Here is a 16,205-nt window from a genome sequence, read left to right as displayed (position 1 = left end):
TTTCCCAAAGGAGGACGGGGCATGTCCGAACTCAACGCCAATACCCGCTTTGCGCTTACCAATGCCGGTCATGTGGTCAATCAGCTTCTCGATCATTTCGTCGAGCATGCCGACGTGCACCGTCAGGGCAGCACGGCAAAGCTGGTGCTGAGCTTCGGTCAGGCGGATGTGCAGTGGGACGATGAAACGGTCAGCGTCGATGTCTCCAGCGAGGACGAAACTGGCCTTGCCTATATGAAATATTCCATTGCCGAACATGTGCTGGAGTTTCTCGACAAGGGCAGCGCCAAACCGAAAATCATCTGGGAAGGCGATGGGGCTGCCGGACTGCCGCTGCCCTATTTCCGCGAGATGCAGGTCGTCTCGGTGTCGAATGTAACACCGCACATGCGGCGCGTTCGCCTGAAAGGCGAAAACCTGTTCCGCTTCTCGCAGCTGGGGCTCCATATCCGCCTTCTGTTTCCGCCCGAAGGCCTGGCAAAGCCGCAATGGCCCACAACCGGTGAAGATGGCCGTCCGGTCTGGCCCGAAGGCGCAGCCAAGCTTGCGACACGTGTCTATACGATCCGCAACATCGATACCGTCGCCGGATGGGTGGATATCGATATGGTCGTTCACGGCGATGATTGCGACGCACCGGGTTCCGGTTGGGCCCTCAGCGCCAAGCCGGGCGATATTGTCGGCATGACAGGTCCTGGCGGCGGCGATGCAGGTGAGGCGAAGTGGTATCTGCTCGCCGGAGACGAAACCGCTCTGCCTGCCATCGGACGCATTCTGGAACGGTTGCCGGAAGGAACCAAGGCGGTCGTACGGGTCGAGATCGGCAGCGCAGAGGAAGAGCAGGAACTTTTTTCGCGCGCCGATATCGATCTGCAGTGGCTGAACCGCAATGGCGCGGAAGCCGGAACGACGACCTTGTTGCAGGATGCCGTGCGGGCGGTCGAATTGCCGGAAGGCCAAGACGATATTTACGTCTGGGTCGGTTGTGAGTTCAACGCGTTCCGGTCGATCCGCACCTATATGCGCAAGGAACGCAATATTCCGAAGGATCGGCAGTTGATCGTCGCCTATTGGCGGCGCGGGCAGGATGGCGACACGCCGCGTAAGTCCGACGATTGATGCAATGAAAAAGGGGGCCCCGAGGTCCCCTTTGTTTTTAGTGTATCCTGAAACGGACCGCTTCTGCTTTACCTGCGGAAGCCTTCGCTCGCCCGCATCAGGTTCTTCGTATAGTCGGCATGGATATTGCCGCTGACAAGATCGTTTGCCTGCAGCTGTTCCACGACCTCACCATTGCGCATGACGGCAAGCCGGTCGCACATATGGGTGACGACGCCAAGGTCGTGGCTGACCATGACGAAGGTCAGGTTGCGGTCGCGCCGAACCTGTTCGAGCAGGTTCAGCACTTCCGCCTGAACCGAAGCATCGAGCGCGGAGGTCGGCTCGTCGAGCAGCAATATGCTGGGCTCGACGATCAGGGCGCGAGCAATGGCGATGCGCTGGCGCTGGCCGCCTGAAAGCTGGTGCGGATAGCGAAAGCGGAAGCCGGAACCGAGGCCGACTTCATCGAGCGCCTTCACGATGCGCTGTTCCGTATCGCCGACCCCATGGATGGCGAGCGGTTCCAGCAACAGCCGGTCCACCGTCTGGCGCGGATGCAGCGAGCCGTAAGGGTCCTGAAACACCATCTGAACGTTGCGATAGAACGCCTTGTCACGCGGTGTTTTCAGCAATTGCCCGTCGATACGGATTTCGCCGTCCTCGACAGGCGCCAGTCCCGCAACAGCGCGCAGCAGGGTGGATTTGCCCGACCCGGATTCACCCACGAGGCCGTAGGATTCGCCTCGAGCCACTTCGATGCTGACCGATTTCAGTGCATGGAAGTGGTCGAAATAGACGTCGATATTGTCGACGCTCAGTGCAGATGCCGTGCTCATAGCTTCCATGCCTCCTCACGCTGCAAGGTTGGCAGGGGATGGCGATCGGCTCCGATTTTCGGCATGCAATTCAGCAATCCTTGCGTATAGGGGTGTTTCGCATTGGCGAGGTCCTTGGCCGCAATTTCCTCGACGATCTTGCCCGCATACATCACGATGACGCGGTCGCAGAAGGAGGAAACGAGGCGCAGGTCGTGGCTGACGAAGATCAGACCCATGCCGCGTTCGGCAACCAGCTTGTCGAGGATGCCGAGCACTTCAAGCTGGACCGTAACGTCGAGCGCCGAAGTCGGCTCATCGGCGATCAGCATTTCCGGTTCGGCAACCAGCATCATGGCAATCATGACGCGCTGGCCCATGCCGCCCGAAACTTCGTGCGGATAGAGGCTCATGACGCGTTCAGCATCGCGGATCTGCACGGCTTCCAGCATGGCGATGGAGCGCCTGCGGATTTCTTCACTGCTGAACTTGCCGTGGGCCTTCAGCGTTTCGGCAATCTGCTTGCCGATGGTCATCACAGGGTTGAGCGAGTATTTCGGGTCCTGCAAAACCATGGCGATGCGTCCGCCACGCAAAGCGCGGCGTTCGCGTGCCGGTGCGTTCAGAAGATCGATGCCGTCAAATTCGAGTTTTTTGGCGGTGATCTTCGCATGCGGCGGGGTCAAACCCATGATGGCGCGGCCGGTCTGCGACTTGCCGGAACCGGATTCGCCTACGATGCCGAGGCGTTCACGACCCAGTTCGAAGCTGACGCCGCGCACGGCCTCGATTGCACCGGTGCGGGTCGGGAAAGTGACGCGTAGGTCTTCGACAGTCAGAAGAGGCTTCATTGGTTGTTACCCCGCGGATCGAGCGCATCGCGCAGGCCATCGCCCAGAAGATTGAAGCCGAGGCTGACGATGAGGATCGCGATACCCGGCATGGCGGCCACCCACCACTGGTCGAGAATGAAGCGGCGACCGGAAGCGATCATCGCACCCCATTCAGGCAGAGGCGGCTGTGCGCCGAGGCCGAGGAAGCCGAGACCGGCGGCGGTGAGGATGATGCCTGCCATGTCGAGCGTTACACGCACGATCAGTGACGATGTGCAGAGCGGCATGATGTGGCGCACGACGATGCGGATAGGCGAAGCGCCCATCAAACGGACGGCGGAGATATAATCCGAATTGCGCACGGTCAACGTTTCCGCACGCGCAATGCGCGCATATGGCGGCCACGAAGTGATGGCGATGGCGATGATGGCATTTTCGATGCCCGGTCCGAGAGCGGCAACGAATGCCAGTGCCAGGATGAGCTTCGGGAAGGCGAGGAAGATGTCGGTGATGCGCATCAGCACGGCATCCACCCAACCACCTGCATAGCCTGCAACGGTGCCGACCAGAAGGCCGATGGGAGCTGCGATGATGGCGACCAGCAGCACCACATAAAGGGTAAGGCGGGAGCCATAGATCAGACGCGAAAGAATATCGCGACCCTGATCGTCAGTGCCGAGCAGGTAACCCGGTGATCCCGGCGGCAACAGACGTGCATTGGCCAGATCGCCGGCGACCGGCGAATGCGGCGCCAGCACATCGGCCAGGGCTGCAACGACAAGAAGACCGATGATGATGAGGAGGCCAAGGACGGCCAGCTTGTTGGCGGTGAAGCGTCGCCAGACCATATAGGCACGGCCGAGGCGGGCTTGTGTGCGTGACTGTGGCCGCTCCGTAAGCAGCCATTCACGCCATGAGAGGTTGGAAGTATCTGTCATTTGGCTCATCGTGCGCGCGTCCTTGGATCGAGAAGCCGATAGAGAAGATCGGACACGAGGTTGAGCGCGATAAAGACCGACCCGATGACGATGGTGCCACCCAGAACGGCATTCATATCAGCGTTTTGCAGTGAATTGGTGATGTAGAGTCCAAGGCCGGGCCAGGAGAAGATGGTTTCGGTCAGCACCGAACCTTCCAGAAGTCCGGCATAGGAAAGCGCGATCACGGTCACCAGCGGTACGGCGGCGTTGCGCAGTGCGTGGCCCCAGATGATGCGAGTTTCCGAAATGCCCTTGGCGCGCGCTGCAATGATATACTCCTGTTCCAGCTCGTTGAGCATGAAGGAACGGGTCATGCGGCTGATATAGGCAAGCGAGAAATAGCCGAGCAGCACGGATGGCAGGATAAGGTGGGAGACAATATCCTTGAGGGCTGGCCAATCGCGCTGGAGGATCGCGTCGATCAGGTAGAAACCGGTGATCGGGGTGAAGGTATATTCGAATGTGATGTCGATGCGTCCGGGACCAGAGGTCCAGCCTAGCCGTGCATAGAAGATCAGAAGCGCAAGCATGCCGAGCCAGAAGATCGGCACCGAATAGCCGACAAGGCCGATCACGCGCACGATCTGGTCGACAATGCTGCCGCGCTTGACCGCAGCGAGAACGCCGAGCGGAATGCCGAACAGGGCGCCGATGATCGTGCCGACGGTGGCGAGTTCCATCGTAGCCGGGAAAACGCGGCGAATATCGGTCATGACGGGGTTGGTGGTCAGTACCGAGGTGCCGAAATCGCCCTGCAGCACGCCCTTCACGTAGAGAAAGAACTGCTGGTAATAGGGCAGGTTGAAGCCCATTTCTTCCCGCACGCGGGCGACGACATGCGCTGGAGCGCGGTCGCCAACGATGGCAAGCACGGGATCAATCGGCACAACGCGGCCGATGAAAAAAGTTACGGCCAGAAGGCCCAGATAGGTCGTGACGACGATACCCAGAAAACTGGCTATCGATGCGGCAAGGGCCGTTGAGCGCCGCGGCGCTCGCCTTACCTTTTTGGTAGTGACAGTGTTACTCAATGTTTTGACCGCTTCCGACAGTGAGAGCCTGTTCCAAAAGTCGCGCCTTGAGTGGCTGCAAATGGCAATTTTTTGCGTTCCGGTGCACATGTACTTTCAAGTACACTCCGTCGCGGAACTCAAAAATCATCATTCTCGCACACTCATGCCGCCTTTTGTTTCAGGCTCAGAGAGCGTTTCAGGACATCTGTCGCTCCGGAAAGCCGGATCGGCAGCGCTGAAAATTTCGTGGAGCGGCTTTCCTTATTGATTCAGAAAACCGCTCCATCCCGTTGATTTAAAGCCGTTTCAGCACGTGGTTGTTTCCACACGCCGAAGCATGGCCGACTATTCCTTGCTGACGTTCGCCAGGAAGTTGGAGTCGAATGTCGGGCCGAGCTTGTAGCCCTTCACATTGCCGCCAATGCCGGCGACTTCAACCTGCTGGAACAGCATGACGAACGGGCTCTGGTCGAGCGCTTCCTGCTGCAGCTTCTTGTACTGTTCGGCGCGCTTGTCGTTGTCCCGTTCCAGAAGAGCAGCCTGCGTCTGCTTGGTCAGCTCCGGAATGTCCCAGGCGTTGCGCCATGCAAGCGTCTTGGTCGAGGCGTCGTCGCTGTTGTCCGGGTTGCTGGTGAAAGCTTCAGCGTTGGAATTGGGGTCCCAATAGTCCATGCCCCACTGGCCGATATACATATCGTGGTTGCGGGCGCGATACTTGGTCAGCGTCTGCTTGCCGTCGCCGGGGATGATTTCGATCTTCACGCCGGCCTGTGCAGCGGTCTGCTGGAAGGATTCGGCAATGCCGGTGACCGGCTGACCGTTACGCACGTCGAACGTAACCGAAAGACCGTCCTTCAGACCGGCCTTGGCAAGCAGTTCCTTCGCCTTGGCGACGTCGAGCTTGTACGGCGCAGCATCGAGAGCGCCAAGAACGCCCTTGGCCTGATAGGTCTGGCGGATTTCGCCGATGCCCTTGATGAGCGTCGAACCGATTGCATCGTAATCGACCAGATATTTGAAAGCTTCGCGAACTTCAGGCTTGGCCAGGTTCGGGTTCTTTTGGTTGAGGCTGATGTAATAGACTGTGCCCTTGGCGGCGCTGGTCGTGGAAAGCTTGTCGTTCTTCAGGACAGCTTCGTAGTCGCCCGGTTCCAGATTGCGCGCCACATCGACATCGCCGGATTCGAGCATCAGGCGCTGCGTCGCGCTTTCCTTGACGTGACGATAGAAGACGCGCTTAAGGTTGGCCTTTTCGCCATAGAAATTGTCGTTGCGTTCCAGAATGACGACTTCATTGGCGCGCCATTCGCGGATCACGAACGGGCCGGAGCCTGCCGATTTGGTTTTCAGCCATGCATTGGCGTAATCGGTTTCGTACTTGTACTCGTCGGTCGGCGTCACCTTCTCGGCATGTTCTTCGAGAAGCTTCTTGTCGACGACTGCGGCGACGGTCGCGGTCAGGCAGTTCAGCACGAAGCTTGGTGCATAAGGCTTGTCGACGGTGAAAACGAAGGTGCTGTCGTCAACGGCTTTCGCCTTTTCGTTGACGTTATCCTTCGTCAGGCCGAACTGGGTCAGGATGAAGGCCGGGCTCTTGTCGAGACGCACGGCACGCTCAAAGGAGTAGGCAACGTCGGCAGAAGTGATCGGGTTGCCGGAAGCGAACTTGATGTCCTTCTTCAGCTTGAACGTATAGGTGAGGCCGTCGTCGGAAACGGTCCAGCTTTCGGCGACGCCCGGAACGACCTTCGACGTGTCGTTGATGTCGAGACGGACGAGCATGTCATAGGCGTTACCGATGAATTCAGCCGGGCTCAGTTCGAAAGACTCGGCCGGGTCCAGCGTGATCGTGTCGTCGATGGCCCATGCCTGGACCAGCGTATCGGCCGGCGTGGCGGACCAGGCCGGATTTGCAGCCAGCACGGCCGCAAGTGCCGCACCGGCAGCCAGAATACGAAAACGTCCGAAATGCATCATGTTAGAGTTCCCTTCCTGTGATTTTGTTTGGGATTTTGTCTTTGTTCCTGCGCGTCCTGTTCCGATAACCGTTCACAGGATGCGCTCCAGATCACGCTGCTTCGTGCCAGGCCTGTTTCAAAACGCGTATCCAATTGCCCCGGCAAATTTTTGCCAGCTCTTCTTCACCATATCCCGCTTTCCGCAAAGCTGCGACAAGGTTTTGCGTGCCGGCCGCATCGCCGATTTCCGCTGGAATTGTTGCACCGTCATAGTCCGAACCAAGCGCCACACAGTCGATGCCCATCCGTTCGACCATGTAATCCACGTGGCGCACCACATCGGAAAGCGGCGTGTTGGAGTCTTCCTTGGCATCGGCGCGCAGCATCGTCGTGGCGTAGTTCAGTCCGGCAAGGCCTTTGCTCTCGCGAATGGCATCAAGCTGACGGTCGGTCAGGTTGCGTGCGACGGGAGTAAGGGCGTGTGCATTGGAATGGCTGGCAACCAGCGGCTGATCGCTCAGTTTCGCCACGTCCCAGAAGCCTTTTTCGGTGATATGCGCCAGATCGATCAGAATGCCCTTGGCATTGCATGCCTTGACGAGGCGCTTGCCCGTATCCGTCAGGCCAGGGCCGGTGTCGGGGCTCATCGGGTAGGCGAACGGAACGCCGTGAGCGAAGATATTGTTGCGGCTCCAGACAGGTCCGAGCGAACGCAGGCCCGCGGCGTAAAAGACTTCAAGCGCGGCCAGATCTTCATCGATGGCTTCGCAGCCTTCCATGTGCAGCACGGCGGTGAATGTGTCGCTGTCCAGCGTCTCGTCGAGATCGCGGCCATTGCGGCAGAGCTTCCAGCCGCCAGCGGCTTCCAGCTTGAGAGCAATGGCAGCGATATCGAGAGCGATATCGAGGGAGGGGCTGCGTTCCAGCGGTGGCGAAAGGGGCGTTTCATAATGGCCATTCGCGTCCGGCTTGCCCAGTTCGATATGCTCGCCCGAGGGAACATAAATGGCGCATATGCCGCCAGCGAGACCGCCTTTAAGAGAGCGGGGGAGATCGATATGGCCGCTATCCGTTCCGTCGATAAATTCCCTGATCGGGTCTTCGCCCTTGCGGGCATTTTCCCAAAGCCGCAGAAGGACATCATTATGTCCGTCAAAAACGCGCTGCATTCTTTCATTCCTGACTGCATGGCCTGCGGAAGCAGAACCACATATCCAAGTGTTCAGGCGCGGGAGAATTAAACGGCAAGGTAAGACAACCTCCCGATATGATGGTTGAACTTTTCGCTCTTATTGTTCCCCGCAATCCACTCGCAATTTATAAGCGGTGAGTGCCTGTCGGAGTCAAGCCATCCGATGACGTAGTCAGACTGCGAAATGAAGATAAATTTATGCAAAACGAAAGGGCTGCGCCGTGAAACGCAGCCCTTTGTGCAAAAGGCGAATTGCTTGATGCGAAAACAGAATGAAGTTTCGCATCGATCAAGAGGTCTAGAACTTGTAGTTCAGGCCAGCCTTGATCGAATGGTTCTTCAGATTGTTGCGCTGCTCCACGCCGTTGACGCGGGACTTCACATCGCTGAAGCGCTGGAAGTCATACTCGGCCTTGACGGAAAGCGGGCCGGTCAGTGCCTGCTCGACACCGGCGCCGATCAGTGCGCCGCCTTCCCAGCCGGGGGCCGAGGTGGTGTTGTCCTTGGCCTTGAAGCGGGTCACACCGTAGCCGGCGGTGCCATAAACCAGCGTCTTGTCGAAAGCATAGCCGACCTTGCCCTTGGCATTGCCGTTCCACGATTGCTGGAGGCTGCCGCCATGGCCGATGCGATGCTCCGCTTCGGCGAAGTTGCCTTCGAGTTCCGCACCGAACACGACATTGCCGCTCTGCATGTTCTTGCCGACAACAACGCCGCCCAAAGCGCCGGTGCGGTTGGTGAAGGGGCCGGGAACCTTGGACGAGGAAGCGCCGATCTGTGCGCCGATATAATTGCCGGACCAGTCATGCGGACCGCTGGCAACCGGATCGTTATAGGAATAGTCCGTTGCTCCCATCATGTCGGCAGCGAAAGCCGACCCTGCAAAAGCAACGATTGCGGCGCCAAGCGCCACTGCTATGATAGAACGCTTCAACATTTTTTACTCCGATTTTCCCGTCGAAGAACGCTGGCGGGAAACATGCCTGAATTCATTATTGCCATCGAAAGGCCTTGCCTTCGCTCTGGCTTCCGTCTCACCTCTGATTGTGTCCAAATTTAAGAAAATTCGAGCGATTTCCATGCATTGCGCAGCCATTCCTTGCGCTATGCTTAACAATTGGTAACGGCTTGAGGTGGATGCGCTGTCAGATCAATCCCAACCCGCGAAAGCTGGCATGACCGTGCTTTCCGACGATGACGTGGTCGTGCACCGTGATGTTGAGCGCCTTGGCGGCATTGACGAGTTGCCTGGTCATGTCGATATCGGCGCGCGATGGGGTCGGGTCGCCGGACGGGTGGTTGTGCACCAGGATGATGGCGGTCGCGGATAGTTCCAGCGCCCGTTTGACGACCTCGCGCGGATAGACGGGCGTATGATCGACCGTGCCGGTCTGCTGCACTTCATCGGCAATCATCTTGTTCTTCTTGTCGAGGAACAGGATGCGGAACTGCTCACGGGTCTCGTAGACCATGGCGGTGGTGCAATATTCGATCACCTGATTCCATGAGCCCAGAACCTCGCGCTCCATGACCGTGCTGCGGGCGCTTCGCTTGGCGACGGCTTCCACAAGCTTGAGTTCATGCGCGACGGTGGGCCCGGCACCGGGAACTTCGGCGATCAGTTTTTCGGGGGCGGCCAGCACTTCGGCAATCGAGCCGAACCGGGTCAAAAGCGCCTTGGCGAGCGGCTTGGTGTCCGCGCGCCGAATGGCGCGAAACAGCAGCATTTCGAGCAATTCATAATCCGCGAGCGCGTCGGGAGTTTCCCTGAAACGCTGTTTGAGACGATCGCGATGCCCGGCGTAATGCGGCTTTTCGATTTTTGGCGTCAGTTGCAGCGTATCGCTGAAGCCGGGCATCTGCGCATTACCCGTCTCGGTCTTGCTCTTTGCCATACTGTTTAAACCCCCGCAAAAACAGACCAGACAATTATCGAGATGATATCACTTCGACGTCATCTCATGGAAGGCGGTCCGAAGACGTTGGCTGGGGAGAGAGTGAATATCTCGCAGCCGTCTTTCGTGACGCCGACCGTATGTTCATATTGCGCCGTCAGCGACCGGTCCCGTGTAACGGCCGTCCAGCCATCGGCTAGAACCTTCACATGCGATTTGCCGAGATTGATCATCGGCTCGATGGTGAAGATCATGCCTTCCTTGATTTCCACCCCTTCATTAGGCGTGCCGTAGTGAAGGATATTTGGTGCGTCATGGAACAGTTGTCCGACGCCGTGGCCGCAGAAATCGCGCACGACAGAACAGCGCTCGCCTTCGGCATAGGTTTGGATCGCCGCACCGATTGCACCGGTCTTGGCGCCCGGCTTGACGGCTGCGATCCCGCGCAAAAGGCTTTCATAGGTGACTTCCAGCAGCCGCTCGGCGGCGCGCTTGATTTCGCCTACCGCATACATGCGGCTGGAATCGCCGTGCCAGCCATCAAGGAGATAGGTGACGTCGATATTGACGATATCGCCCTCGCGCAGCGGCTTGTCGTTCGGAATACCGTGGCAGACGACGTGATTGATCGACGTGCAGGTCGATTTCGTATAGCCGCGATAGTTCAACGTTGCCGGAAACGCGCCGTGATCCATGCCGAACTCGAACACGAAGCGGTCGATCTCGTTGGTGGTCACACCTGGCTTGACGATATCGTTGAGGGCATCGAGACAGCGTGCCGTCAGATTGCAGACCGTGCGCATACCCTCGAAAGCCTCGGGGCCATAGAGCCTGATCTGGCCCGTATATTTCATGGGTGCACTTGTCGCTTCGATATAGGTTACCATCACTCGATCCGTCTTAGACCTTAATCATTCAATTGGCACCAGTTCAGTGGCGTCAATGCTGTTATCCGTTATGTGGCACCGAACGGCCCAGGCCTCAACCCCGTTTGCACGCGCATGTTCAAAAGCGCGTGCGTAAGTGGGATCGAGATCGCCGGAAATGCTGAATCTGCTGCAATCGTTTCGCTGGATAATAAACAGCATCACGCCCCGATGACTAGCGGCAACCACGTCGATCAGTTCCTCAAGGTGCTTCGCTCCGCGCGCCGTCACCGTGTCGGGGAACTCCGCCAGTCCGAGCGTGCGAATGAAATGTACATTTTTGACCTCGACATAGGCCCGCTGGCGGGGGCCGTCATCCAGCAGAAGATCAATGCGCGAATTCCGGCCATATTTCTGCTCGCGCTTGAGGCTGGCATATCCTGAAAGGTGCGGAATGAGACCTTTCACGATCGCTTCTTCGGCGATTCTGTTGGGCAAGCCGGTGTTCACGCCAACCAGCGTATTATCCGCTTCGACAATCTGCAGCGTATGGGCATATTTGCGGTGAGGGGCATCCGAAACACTCAGCCAGACGCGGGAACCTGGAGCGCTCAGTCCGAGCATCGAACCGGTGTTGGGCACGGACGCTGTGATGAACCGCCCGTCATCCAGCGTGACGTCGGCGAGAAATCTTTTGTAGCGGCGTTCCAGCCTGCCGGTGACCAGAGGCGTTTGAAAAATCATGCGCCGATGTAGAGCAGTTCGGCGCGTATGCGAAAGGCTTTTCTGACAGCTTCGCGGAAATAGCCAATATAGGCGGTGGCGGTCAGAAAAGGGCCTTGATGACGTCGGCCCAGCTCATATCCGCACCGAGAGCCATTGCCGCAGCAACCAGGCCGGCGCCGAGAAAGGTGAGAGTGGTTCTTGTTTCGCTTGTCATTATTCTTCCCCATTAAATCAGTCATTTGAAACTGGGAGGAATTTCGCGGGAAAATTTGCCCGGATTGTGATGCGATAATGGCTATTCCGGGCAATTTGCGGGCATTTTACGGATAGGGTAAACGCTGCCGCCTTTGCTATTGCCTTATCCACTCGAAGACGAGTTCCTCGCGAAAAGCGAAGCGGACAACATGGCTCGCCACGACTTCTTCGAGGCGGGCAAGGTTTTCTTCCGATGTTTCGACAGTCGTGGTCAGTTTTTCAGCATCGGCATCGAGAATCACGAGACGATTCTCGCCAAGATCGATCGTGCCATGTTCAGGAGAGAATTCGACCGCGAATTTGTGCGCCCAATGCTTGCAGAGCTGCTGCAGGTAACGGCTGGCATGGGTGGTGGGAACGATTGCTGTTGCTTTCGGCATCATGCTGTCCTTTCAAAAAGGTTGCAGTCCGGCGCGTAGCAACATCCTGGCAGTTCAGCCAGTAATATTTGCGTCAATTTCGAGGGAAAAGAAAAACCAGCAATGGTACGCCCAAGGGGAATCGAACCCCTGTTTCCGCCGTGAAAGGGCGGCGTCCTAACCGCTAGACGATGGGCGCCCGTTGCTGGTGTGGGGCGCTTATAGTCAGGAAATTTCCGACATGCAAGCCCCTTTTTCACTTGTCTGTGAATAAGTTTTGACAGCGCAAAACAGAGCACATCGAGTGCTAACAGATTGAATTGTAAGGGGAAAAGAAAAAACCAGCAATGGTACGCCCAAGGGGAATCGAACCCCTGTTTCCGCCGTGAAAGGGCGGCGTCCTAACCGCTAGACGATGGGCGCCCGTTGCTGGTGTGAGTGGGCTTATATTGAGGAAGGTTCTGACTCGCAAGCCCAAAAAACACTTTTCTGAAAAAAATCGAATGTACTGCAAAAATGGGGAAAATCCCTGCGGCCGATTTTGTTACTCGGTTGAAAAATAAAGACAAAAGAAAAAGCCGGATCGGGTGATCCGGCTTTAAGTGTTCAGTGAGGGCGCTTCGTCAACCCTTGCAGCGCCAGTTCCAGTCGCGCTCCGGCCCGACATCGACGTGAACCGAAGTCGTGTGGCAGTAGGTGCCGACGCCGCCACGTCCCGGCATGGAGCGGGCGAAGCGCGCGATTTCCCACTTGGACACGCCATCGATCTGGATGTCGGCGGCGGCGCAGATCATATGGAGCGATTTCCGTGCGCCGTTGACCTTGCGGTTATAGGAAGGGCTGCGGTAACCCGAAGTCACCATCACCGGGCGGCGGAAATGACGCTCCATGGTTTTCAGCATGGAAACGAGCTGGGGCTTGAGGCAGGCGACATCCACGGTCTGTCGTTGCACTTTCAGCCCGTTGGGCGCAAGGCGCGCAAGGCCGGGAGCCGAAGCAAGCGTCAGATTTGCCGATTCATCGTCTTCGTTCGCATCAATATCGCTATCGTCATAGAGACTGTTGCGATGTTTGATTTCGATGCCGCCATTCGGGCGCACGCCCGGTAGCGAATAATTGTAATCATGCTTCGCGGAAGGCGAAACAGGCTTCACCACGGCAACCTTCCTGCTTTCGGTTCGGTCGGATCGCGTGCCGGTCGATTCGTCGGAGAAAAGCCGGGCAATGCTTCCTTGCGAGGCCGTTGGGCGCTGTGGCGAGGCGTAAGCGCTTTTCGTGGAGCCAAAGAGCGAAGCGACCTGAACAGGCTTTTCAGCCTCGGCAGGCTTTGCCGCTGCGGTCTGTTCCGGCGCTGCTGCTTCGGCGGGCTTTTCTTCCTTTGCCGGTTCCTGCGGCTTCTTCGCGGTTTCGGCAGGAGCCGCTTCCGCTGGCTGCTCTACGACCGGAGCCGCTTCAGGTGCAGCGGGCTTGCTGCCGCCGAACATGCCAAAAAGCGATGTGCTCTTCGGCTGCTGGGGGGCGAGGGCTGCTACCTGGGTCTGCTGCTGCTCGGCGGGTGCGGCAGTTGGGGCTGGCTTCGCCTGCTCCTTGTTATTGGTGTTTGCCGCCTCTGCCACGACGGCGGGCTTTGTTTCACCGGGGTTGGCTTCCGCCTTTTTCTCCTCCGCAGGCGACGCCTTCGCCGCCTCGGCTACGGCTGTCTGATCGGCTGCGCTTTGCAATGTATCCGCAATCACGGAGCCATCGGAGGCGGAGGTCATCTGTAGCGGCTTGCCGTCAAGGCCTGTGCCGGTCGACGTGCAGGACGTGACAAGAAGCGCAAGCAAAGCCACGCTGCCTGATAGAAACCTGCCCGAGGTCCGGTGTGTAGAATGTGCAAATTTCAACAGTCTGCTCCAGCTCGATTTCCCTGACCAGTTTGGCGACCCGGATTCGCCGGGCCTACCTGGTTTCGGGAGATCGGCTCTCCCGTGCGAGGCTGACGTCACGTCCAGTGGCTGATCGTCCCCACAGCTCCCGACTGTTCGTGCCGGGAAAGAAATTCAGAAATATCAGCGAGTTATGATAGTCACCTCAGAGCAATGACGGTCATTCCGCTGTAATGGACAAATCACCTGTTCGGCAATTCGTTACCAATTTTTAAGTTTTTTAATCGCCGAGTGCAACTATTGATGCGCATCTGGCGTTAAATGACTTCGCGCCTATGGCGGAATATTCGCTTATAACGAAATATTACTTTGTGTAACCTTTGGTTACATTTTCCTTTTCTGCTGGGGTCTCGGATGGTTTGGAGCAGCCTCCGGCCTTCAACGCAAGCCGAATTTCCGATTTGCATCACTCACTTGTTGACAGGATGCCTCGACTTGGTGCTATCCCTTGCCAATTGCTTTATCTTTGTGTGGCGCTGTGACCAACGGCGCCTTATGCGGCATCAACCGGGAACAGAAACATGACCAAGCGCACGCGGCAGATCGCCAACCTATTGCTGGCAGCAACAGCGGCGGCGATGCTCACGGCATGCGCGGGCGGAAAAGAGTTTCAGGGTACGCCGCAGGAAGGCGCTTCCCGCACCGGTGTTTTCCCGACATTCGGCCATATGCCGAAGGCTGCGACCACGCAGATCACCGCAGAAGAAAAGCAGCAGCTTACTACCAAGCTTGATGCCGACCGCACGCGTCTGGCGGCATCCAGAACCGGCGGTGCGGGGTTCACGCCCGCCGAGGCTGCTGCCCTGCGCAAGCAGGCGCAGCAGGATACGGACGCTACCCTGAAACAGATCGAAAGCGGGGAAGAGTAACTTCTTCCTTGGTTTTTGGCGCGCATCTTATCCGAAACCGTTAAACTTTTCGGGATGTGCTCTAGAGACGAAATCCGCATCCTTTGACGCGGCAACACGTCTCGACCCGATTCGAGAACAGGTGTATAGCTCCTTTGCGGCGCATGCGCGCCATTACGTCAACCCTCCACTGGAACAGGATCATGTCGGAAGAATTCCATAAAGTCCGTCGTCTGCCCCCTTATGTCTTTGAACAGGTCAACCGTCTGAAGGCATCGGCGCGAGCGGCGGGCGCCGACATTATCGATCTTGGTATGGGTAACCCCGATCTTCCGACCCCGCAGAACATCGTCGACAAGCTCTGCGAGGCCGTTCAGGACCCGCGCGCACATCGTTATTCGGCTTCCAAGGGCATTCCCGGCCTGCGTCGTGCGCAGGCGCAATATTATGCGCGGCGCTTTGGGGTGAAGCTCAATCCGGATACGCAGGTCGTGGCCACGCTCGGCTCCAAGGAAGGCTTCGCCAATATGGCGCAGGCCATCACCGCGCCGGGCGATGTGGTTCTGTGCCCGGACCCTACCTATCCGATCCACTCCTTCGGCTTCATCATGTCCGGCGGCGTGATCCGCTCGGTCCAGGCAAAGCCGGACGAGAACTTCATCCCGACGCTGGAGCGCGGCGTGAAGCACTCGATCCCGAAGCCGATCGCGCTGATCCTGAATTTCCCGTCCAACCCGACGGCCTATGTGGCGACGCTCGATTTCTACAAGGACGTCGTCGCGTTCGCCCGCAAGCATGACATCGTCATCCTGTCGGATCTTGCCTATTCGGAAATCTATTTCGACGACAATCCGCCGCCATCGGTGCTGGAAGTGCCGGGCGCCATGGATGTGACTGTAGAGTTCACCTCCATGTCGAAGACATTCTCCATGCCAGGCTGGCGCATGGGCTTTGCGGTCGGTAATGAACGCCTGATCGCAGCGCTCACCCGCGTGAAGTCCTATCTCGATTATGGTGCTTTCACGCCTATTCAGGTTGCGGCGACAGCGGCGCTGAATGGAGACGGATCGGACATCGCCTATGTGCGCAATGTCTACAAGCAGCGCCGGGATGTGCTGGTCGAGAGCTTTGGCCGTGCGGGCTGGGATGTTCCGCCGCCTGCTGCGACCATGTTCGCCTGGGTTCCGATTCCGGAACGCTTCCGTTCGCTGGGTTCGCTCGAATTCTCCAAGCTTCTGGTCGAACAGGCCGATGTGGCCGTCGCGCCCGGTATCGGCTTTGGCGAGCACGGCGACGATTACGTGCGTATTGCGCTGGTCGAGAACGAGCACCGCATCCGTCAGGCCGCGCGTAACATCAAGCGTTTTCTCTCCGCCAAGCATGAGAACCTGCAAAATGTAATTCCGCTCGACGGTCGTCGCGGATAGTCTTTAGAA

Annotated in this window: 15 protein-coding genes and 2 tRNA genes; 3 read left to right on the top strand and 14 right to left on the bottom strand. The window is 57.9% G+C overall.

Annotation, left to right across the window (positions count from 1 at the left end; all coding sequences use genetic code 11):
* The first annotated feature begins 21 nt into the window (after positions 1-21).
* Complete coding sequence (locus ABWW28_RS11315; RefSeq protein WP_021585977.1) at positions 22-1,119, top strand: siderophore-interacting protein; 1,098 nt, start codon at positions 22-24, stop codon at positions 1,117-1,119.
* Positions 1,120-1,187: 68 nt separating this feature from the next.
* On the opposite strand, the gene ABWW28_RS11310 is transcribed toward ABWW28_RS11315, so the two are convergent.
* From ABWW28_RS11310 to ABWW28_RS11245, 14 genes are all read right to left on the bottom strand, one after another.
* Entirely contained in the window at positions 1,188-1,937 is a 750-nt protein-coding gene (locus ABWW28_RS11310) for an ABC transporter ATP-binding protein (RefSeq protein WP_025090430.1), read from the bottom strand.
* Positions 1,934-2,767, bottom strand: coding sequence for an ABC transporter ATP-binding protein (locus ABWW28_RS11305; protein ID WP_006467081.1), 834 nt, complete (start codon positions 2,765-2,767; stop codon positions 1,934-1,936). The genes ABWW28_RS11310 and ABWW28_RS11305 overlap by 4 nt, the downstream gene beginning before the upstream one ends.
* Complete coding sequence (gene nikC / locus ABWW28_RS11300) at positions 2,764-3,696, bottom strand: nickel transporter permease (RefSeq protein WP_025090428.1); 933 nt, start codon at positions 3,694-3,696, stop codon at positions 2,764-2,766. The genes ABWW28_RS11305 and nikC overlap by 4 nt, the downstream gene beginning before the upstream one ends.
* Complete coding sequence (locus ABWW28_RS11295) at positions 3,693-4,760, bottom strand: ABC transporter permease (protein WP_025090427.1); 1,068 nt, start codon at positions 4,758-4,760, stop codon at positions 3,693-3,695. The genes nikC and ABWW28_RS11295 overlap by 4 nt, the downstream gene beginning before the upstream one ends.
* Positions 4,761-5,087: 327 nt before the next feature.
* Positions 5,088-6,719, bottom strand: coding sequence for an ABC transporter substrate-binding protein (locus tag ABWW28_RS11290; protein WP_006467078.1), 1,632 nt, complete (start codon positions 6,717-6,719; stop codon positions 5,088-5,090).
* 91 nt (positions 6,720-6,810) lie between these two features.
* Positions 6,811-7,869, bottom strand: a complete 1,059-nt coding sequence (locus ABWW28_RS11285; RefSeq protein WP_021585973.1) for a dipeptidase — start codon at positions 7,867-7,869, stop codon at positions 6,811-6,813.
* 321 nt (positions 7,870-8,190) lie between these two features.
* Positions 8,191-8,829 carry an outer membrane protein gene (locus ABWW28_RS11280; RefSeq protein ID WP_176588175.1) on the bottom strand — a complete coding sequence of 213 codons (639 nt, stop codon included), beginning with the start codon at positions 8,827-8,829 and terminating at the stop codon, positions 8,191-8,193.
* Between the two features lie 208 nt (positions 8,830-9,037).
* Positions 9,038-9,787 carry a RadC family protein gene (radC, locus tag ABWW28_RS11275; RefSeq protein ID WP_176588174.1) on the bottom strand — a complete coding sequence of 250 codons (750 nt, stop codon included), beginning with the start codon at positions 9,785-9,787 and terminating at the stop codon, positions 9,038-9,040.
* A gap of 59 nt (positions 9,788-9,846) precedes the next feature.
* A complete protein-coding gene (gene map / locus ABWW28_RS11270) occupies positions 9,847-10,674 on the bottom strand; it encodes a type I methionyl aminopeptidase (RefSeq protein ID WP_021585971.1) in 828 nt (275 codons plus the stop codon).
* Between the two features lie 24 nt (positions 10,675-10,698).
* Entirely contained in the window at positions 10,699-11,397 is a 699-nt protein-coding gene (sfsA, locus tag ABWW28_RS11265) for a DNA/RNA nuclease SfsA (RefSeq protein ID WP_021585970.1), read from the bottom strand.
* 332 nt (positions 11,398-11,729) lie between these two features.
* Complete coding sequence (locus ABWW28_RS11260) at positions 11,730-12,014, bottom strand: DUF2218 domain-containing protein (protein ID WP_031346339.1); 285 nt, start codon at positions 12,012-12,014, stop codon at positions 11,730-11,732.
* 103 nt (positions 12,015-12,117) lie between these two features.
* Positions 12,118-12,192: transfer RNA gene (locus ABWW28_RS11255), tRNA-Glu, on the bottom strand.
* A gap of 149 nt (positions 12,193-12,341) precedes the next feature.
* Positions 12,342-12,416 (bottom strand) — tRNA-Glu (locus tag ABWW28_RS11250).
* 200 nt (positions 12,417-12,616) lie between these two features.
* The gene (locus ABWW28_RS11245; protein ID WP_031346338.1) at positions 12,617-13,879 is read right to left on the bottom strand and encodes a YcbK family protein; all 1,263 of its coding nucleotides are present in this window, start codon (positions 13,877-13,879) and stop codon (positions 12,617-12,619) included.
* A 563-nt stretch (positions 13,880-14,442) separates the two neighbouring features.
* On the opposite strand from ABWW28_RS11245, the gene ABWW28_RS11240 reads away from it, so the two are divergent.
* Both ABWW28_RS11240 and ABWW28_RS11235 read left to right on the top strand, forming a co-directional pair.
* Positions 14,443-14,790, top strand: a complete 348-nt coding sequence (locus ABWW28_RS11240; protein WP_006467069.1) for a hypothetical protein — start codon at positions 14,443-14,445, stop codon at positions 14,788-14,790.
* Between the two features lie 182 nt (positions 14,791-14,972).
* Positions 14,973-16,196 (top strand): LL-diaminopimelate aminotransferase, encoded by a 1,224-nt coding sequence (locus ABWW28_RS11235; RefSeq protein WP_021585967.1) that lies wholly within the window; start codon positions 14,973-14,975, stop codon positions 16,194-16,196.
* Positions 16,197-16,205: the final 9 nt, after the last annotated feature.

This window comes from Brucella sp. NBRC 14130, assembly GCF_040371715.1.
Classification (GTDB): Bacteria; Pseudomonadota; Alphaproteobacteria; order Rhizobiales; family Rhizobiaceae; genus Brucella; species Brucella intermedia.
The sequence above is the reverse complement of the archived record's forward strand: the minus strand, read 5'-3'. Positions and strand labels throughout refer to the sequence as shown.

Excerpts from the sequence above, each read along its gene's own strand:
- ABWW28_RS11315 (WP_021585977.1), top strand. The coding sequence starts at position 22 with ATGTCCGAACTCAACGCCAATACCCGCTTTGCGCTTACCAATGCCGGT.
- ABWW28_RS11310 (WP_025090430.1), bottom strand. The coding sequence starts at position 1,937 with ATGAGCACGGCATCTGCACTGAGCGTCGACAATATCGACGTCTATTTC.
- ABWW28_RS11305 (WP_006467081.1), bottom strand. The coding sequence starts at position 2,767 with ATGAAGCCTCTTCTGACTGTCGAAGACCTACGCGTCACTTTCCCGACC.
- nikC (WP_025090428.1), bottom strand. The coding sequence starts at position 3,696 with ATGAGCCAAATGACAGATACTTCCAACCTCTCATGGCGTGAATGGCTG.
- ABWW28_RS11290 (WP_006467078.1), bottom strand. The coding sequence starts at position 6,719 with ATGATGCATTTCGGACGTTTTCGTATTCTGGCTGCCGGTGCGGCACTT.
- ABWW28_RS11285 (WP_021585973.1), bottom strand. The coding sequence starts at position 7,869 with ATGCAGCGCGTTTTTGACGGACATAATGATGTCCTTCTGCGGCTTTGG.
- ABWW28_RS11280 (WP_176588175.1), bottom strand. The coding sequence starts at position 8,829 with ATGTTGAAGCGTTCTATCATAGCAGTGGCGCTTGGCGCCGCAATCGTT.
- radC (WP_176588174.1), bottom strand. The coding sequence starts at position 9,787 with ATGGCAAAGAGCAAGACCGAGACGGGTAATGCGCAGATGCCCGGCTTC.
- map (WP_021585971.1), bottom strand. The coding sequence starts at position 10,674 with ATGGTAACCTATATCGAAGCGACAAGTGCACCCATGAAATATACGGGC.
- sfsA (WP_021585970.1), bottom strand. The coding sequence starts at position 11,397 with ATGATTTTTCAAACGCCTCTGGTCACCGGCAGGCTGGAACGCCGCTAC.
- ABWW28_RS11260 (WP_031346339.1), bottom strand. The coding sequence starts at position 12,014 with ATGCCGAAAGCAACAGCAATCGTTCCCACCACCCATGCCAGCCGTTAC.
- ABWW28_RS11240 (WP_006467069.1), top strand. The coding sequence starts at position 14,443 with ATGACCAAGCGCACGCGGCAGATCGCCAACCTATTGCTGGCAGCAACA.
- ABWW28_RS11235 (WP_021585967.1), top strand. The coding sequence starts at position 14,973 with ATGTCGGAAGAATTCCATAAAGTCCGTCGTCTGCCCCCTTATGTCTTT.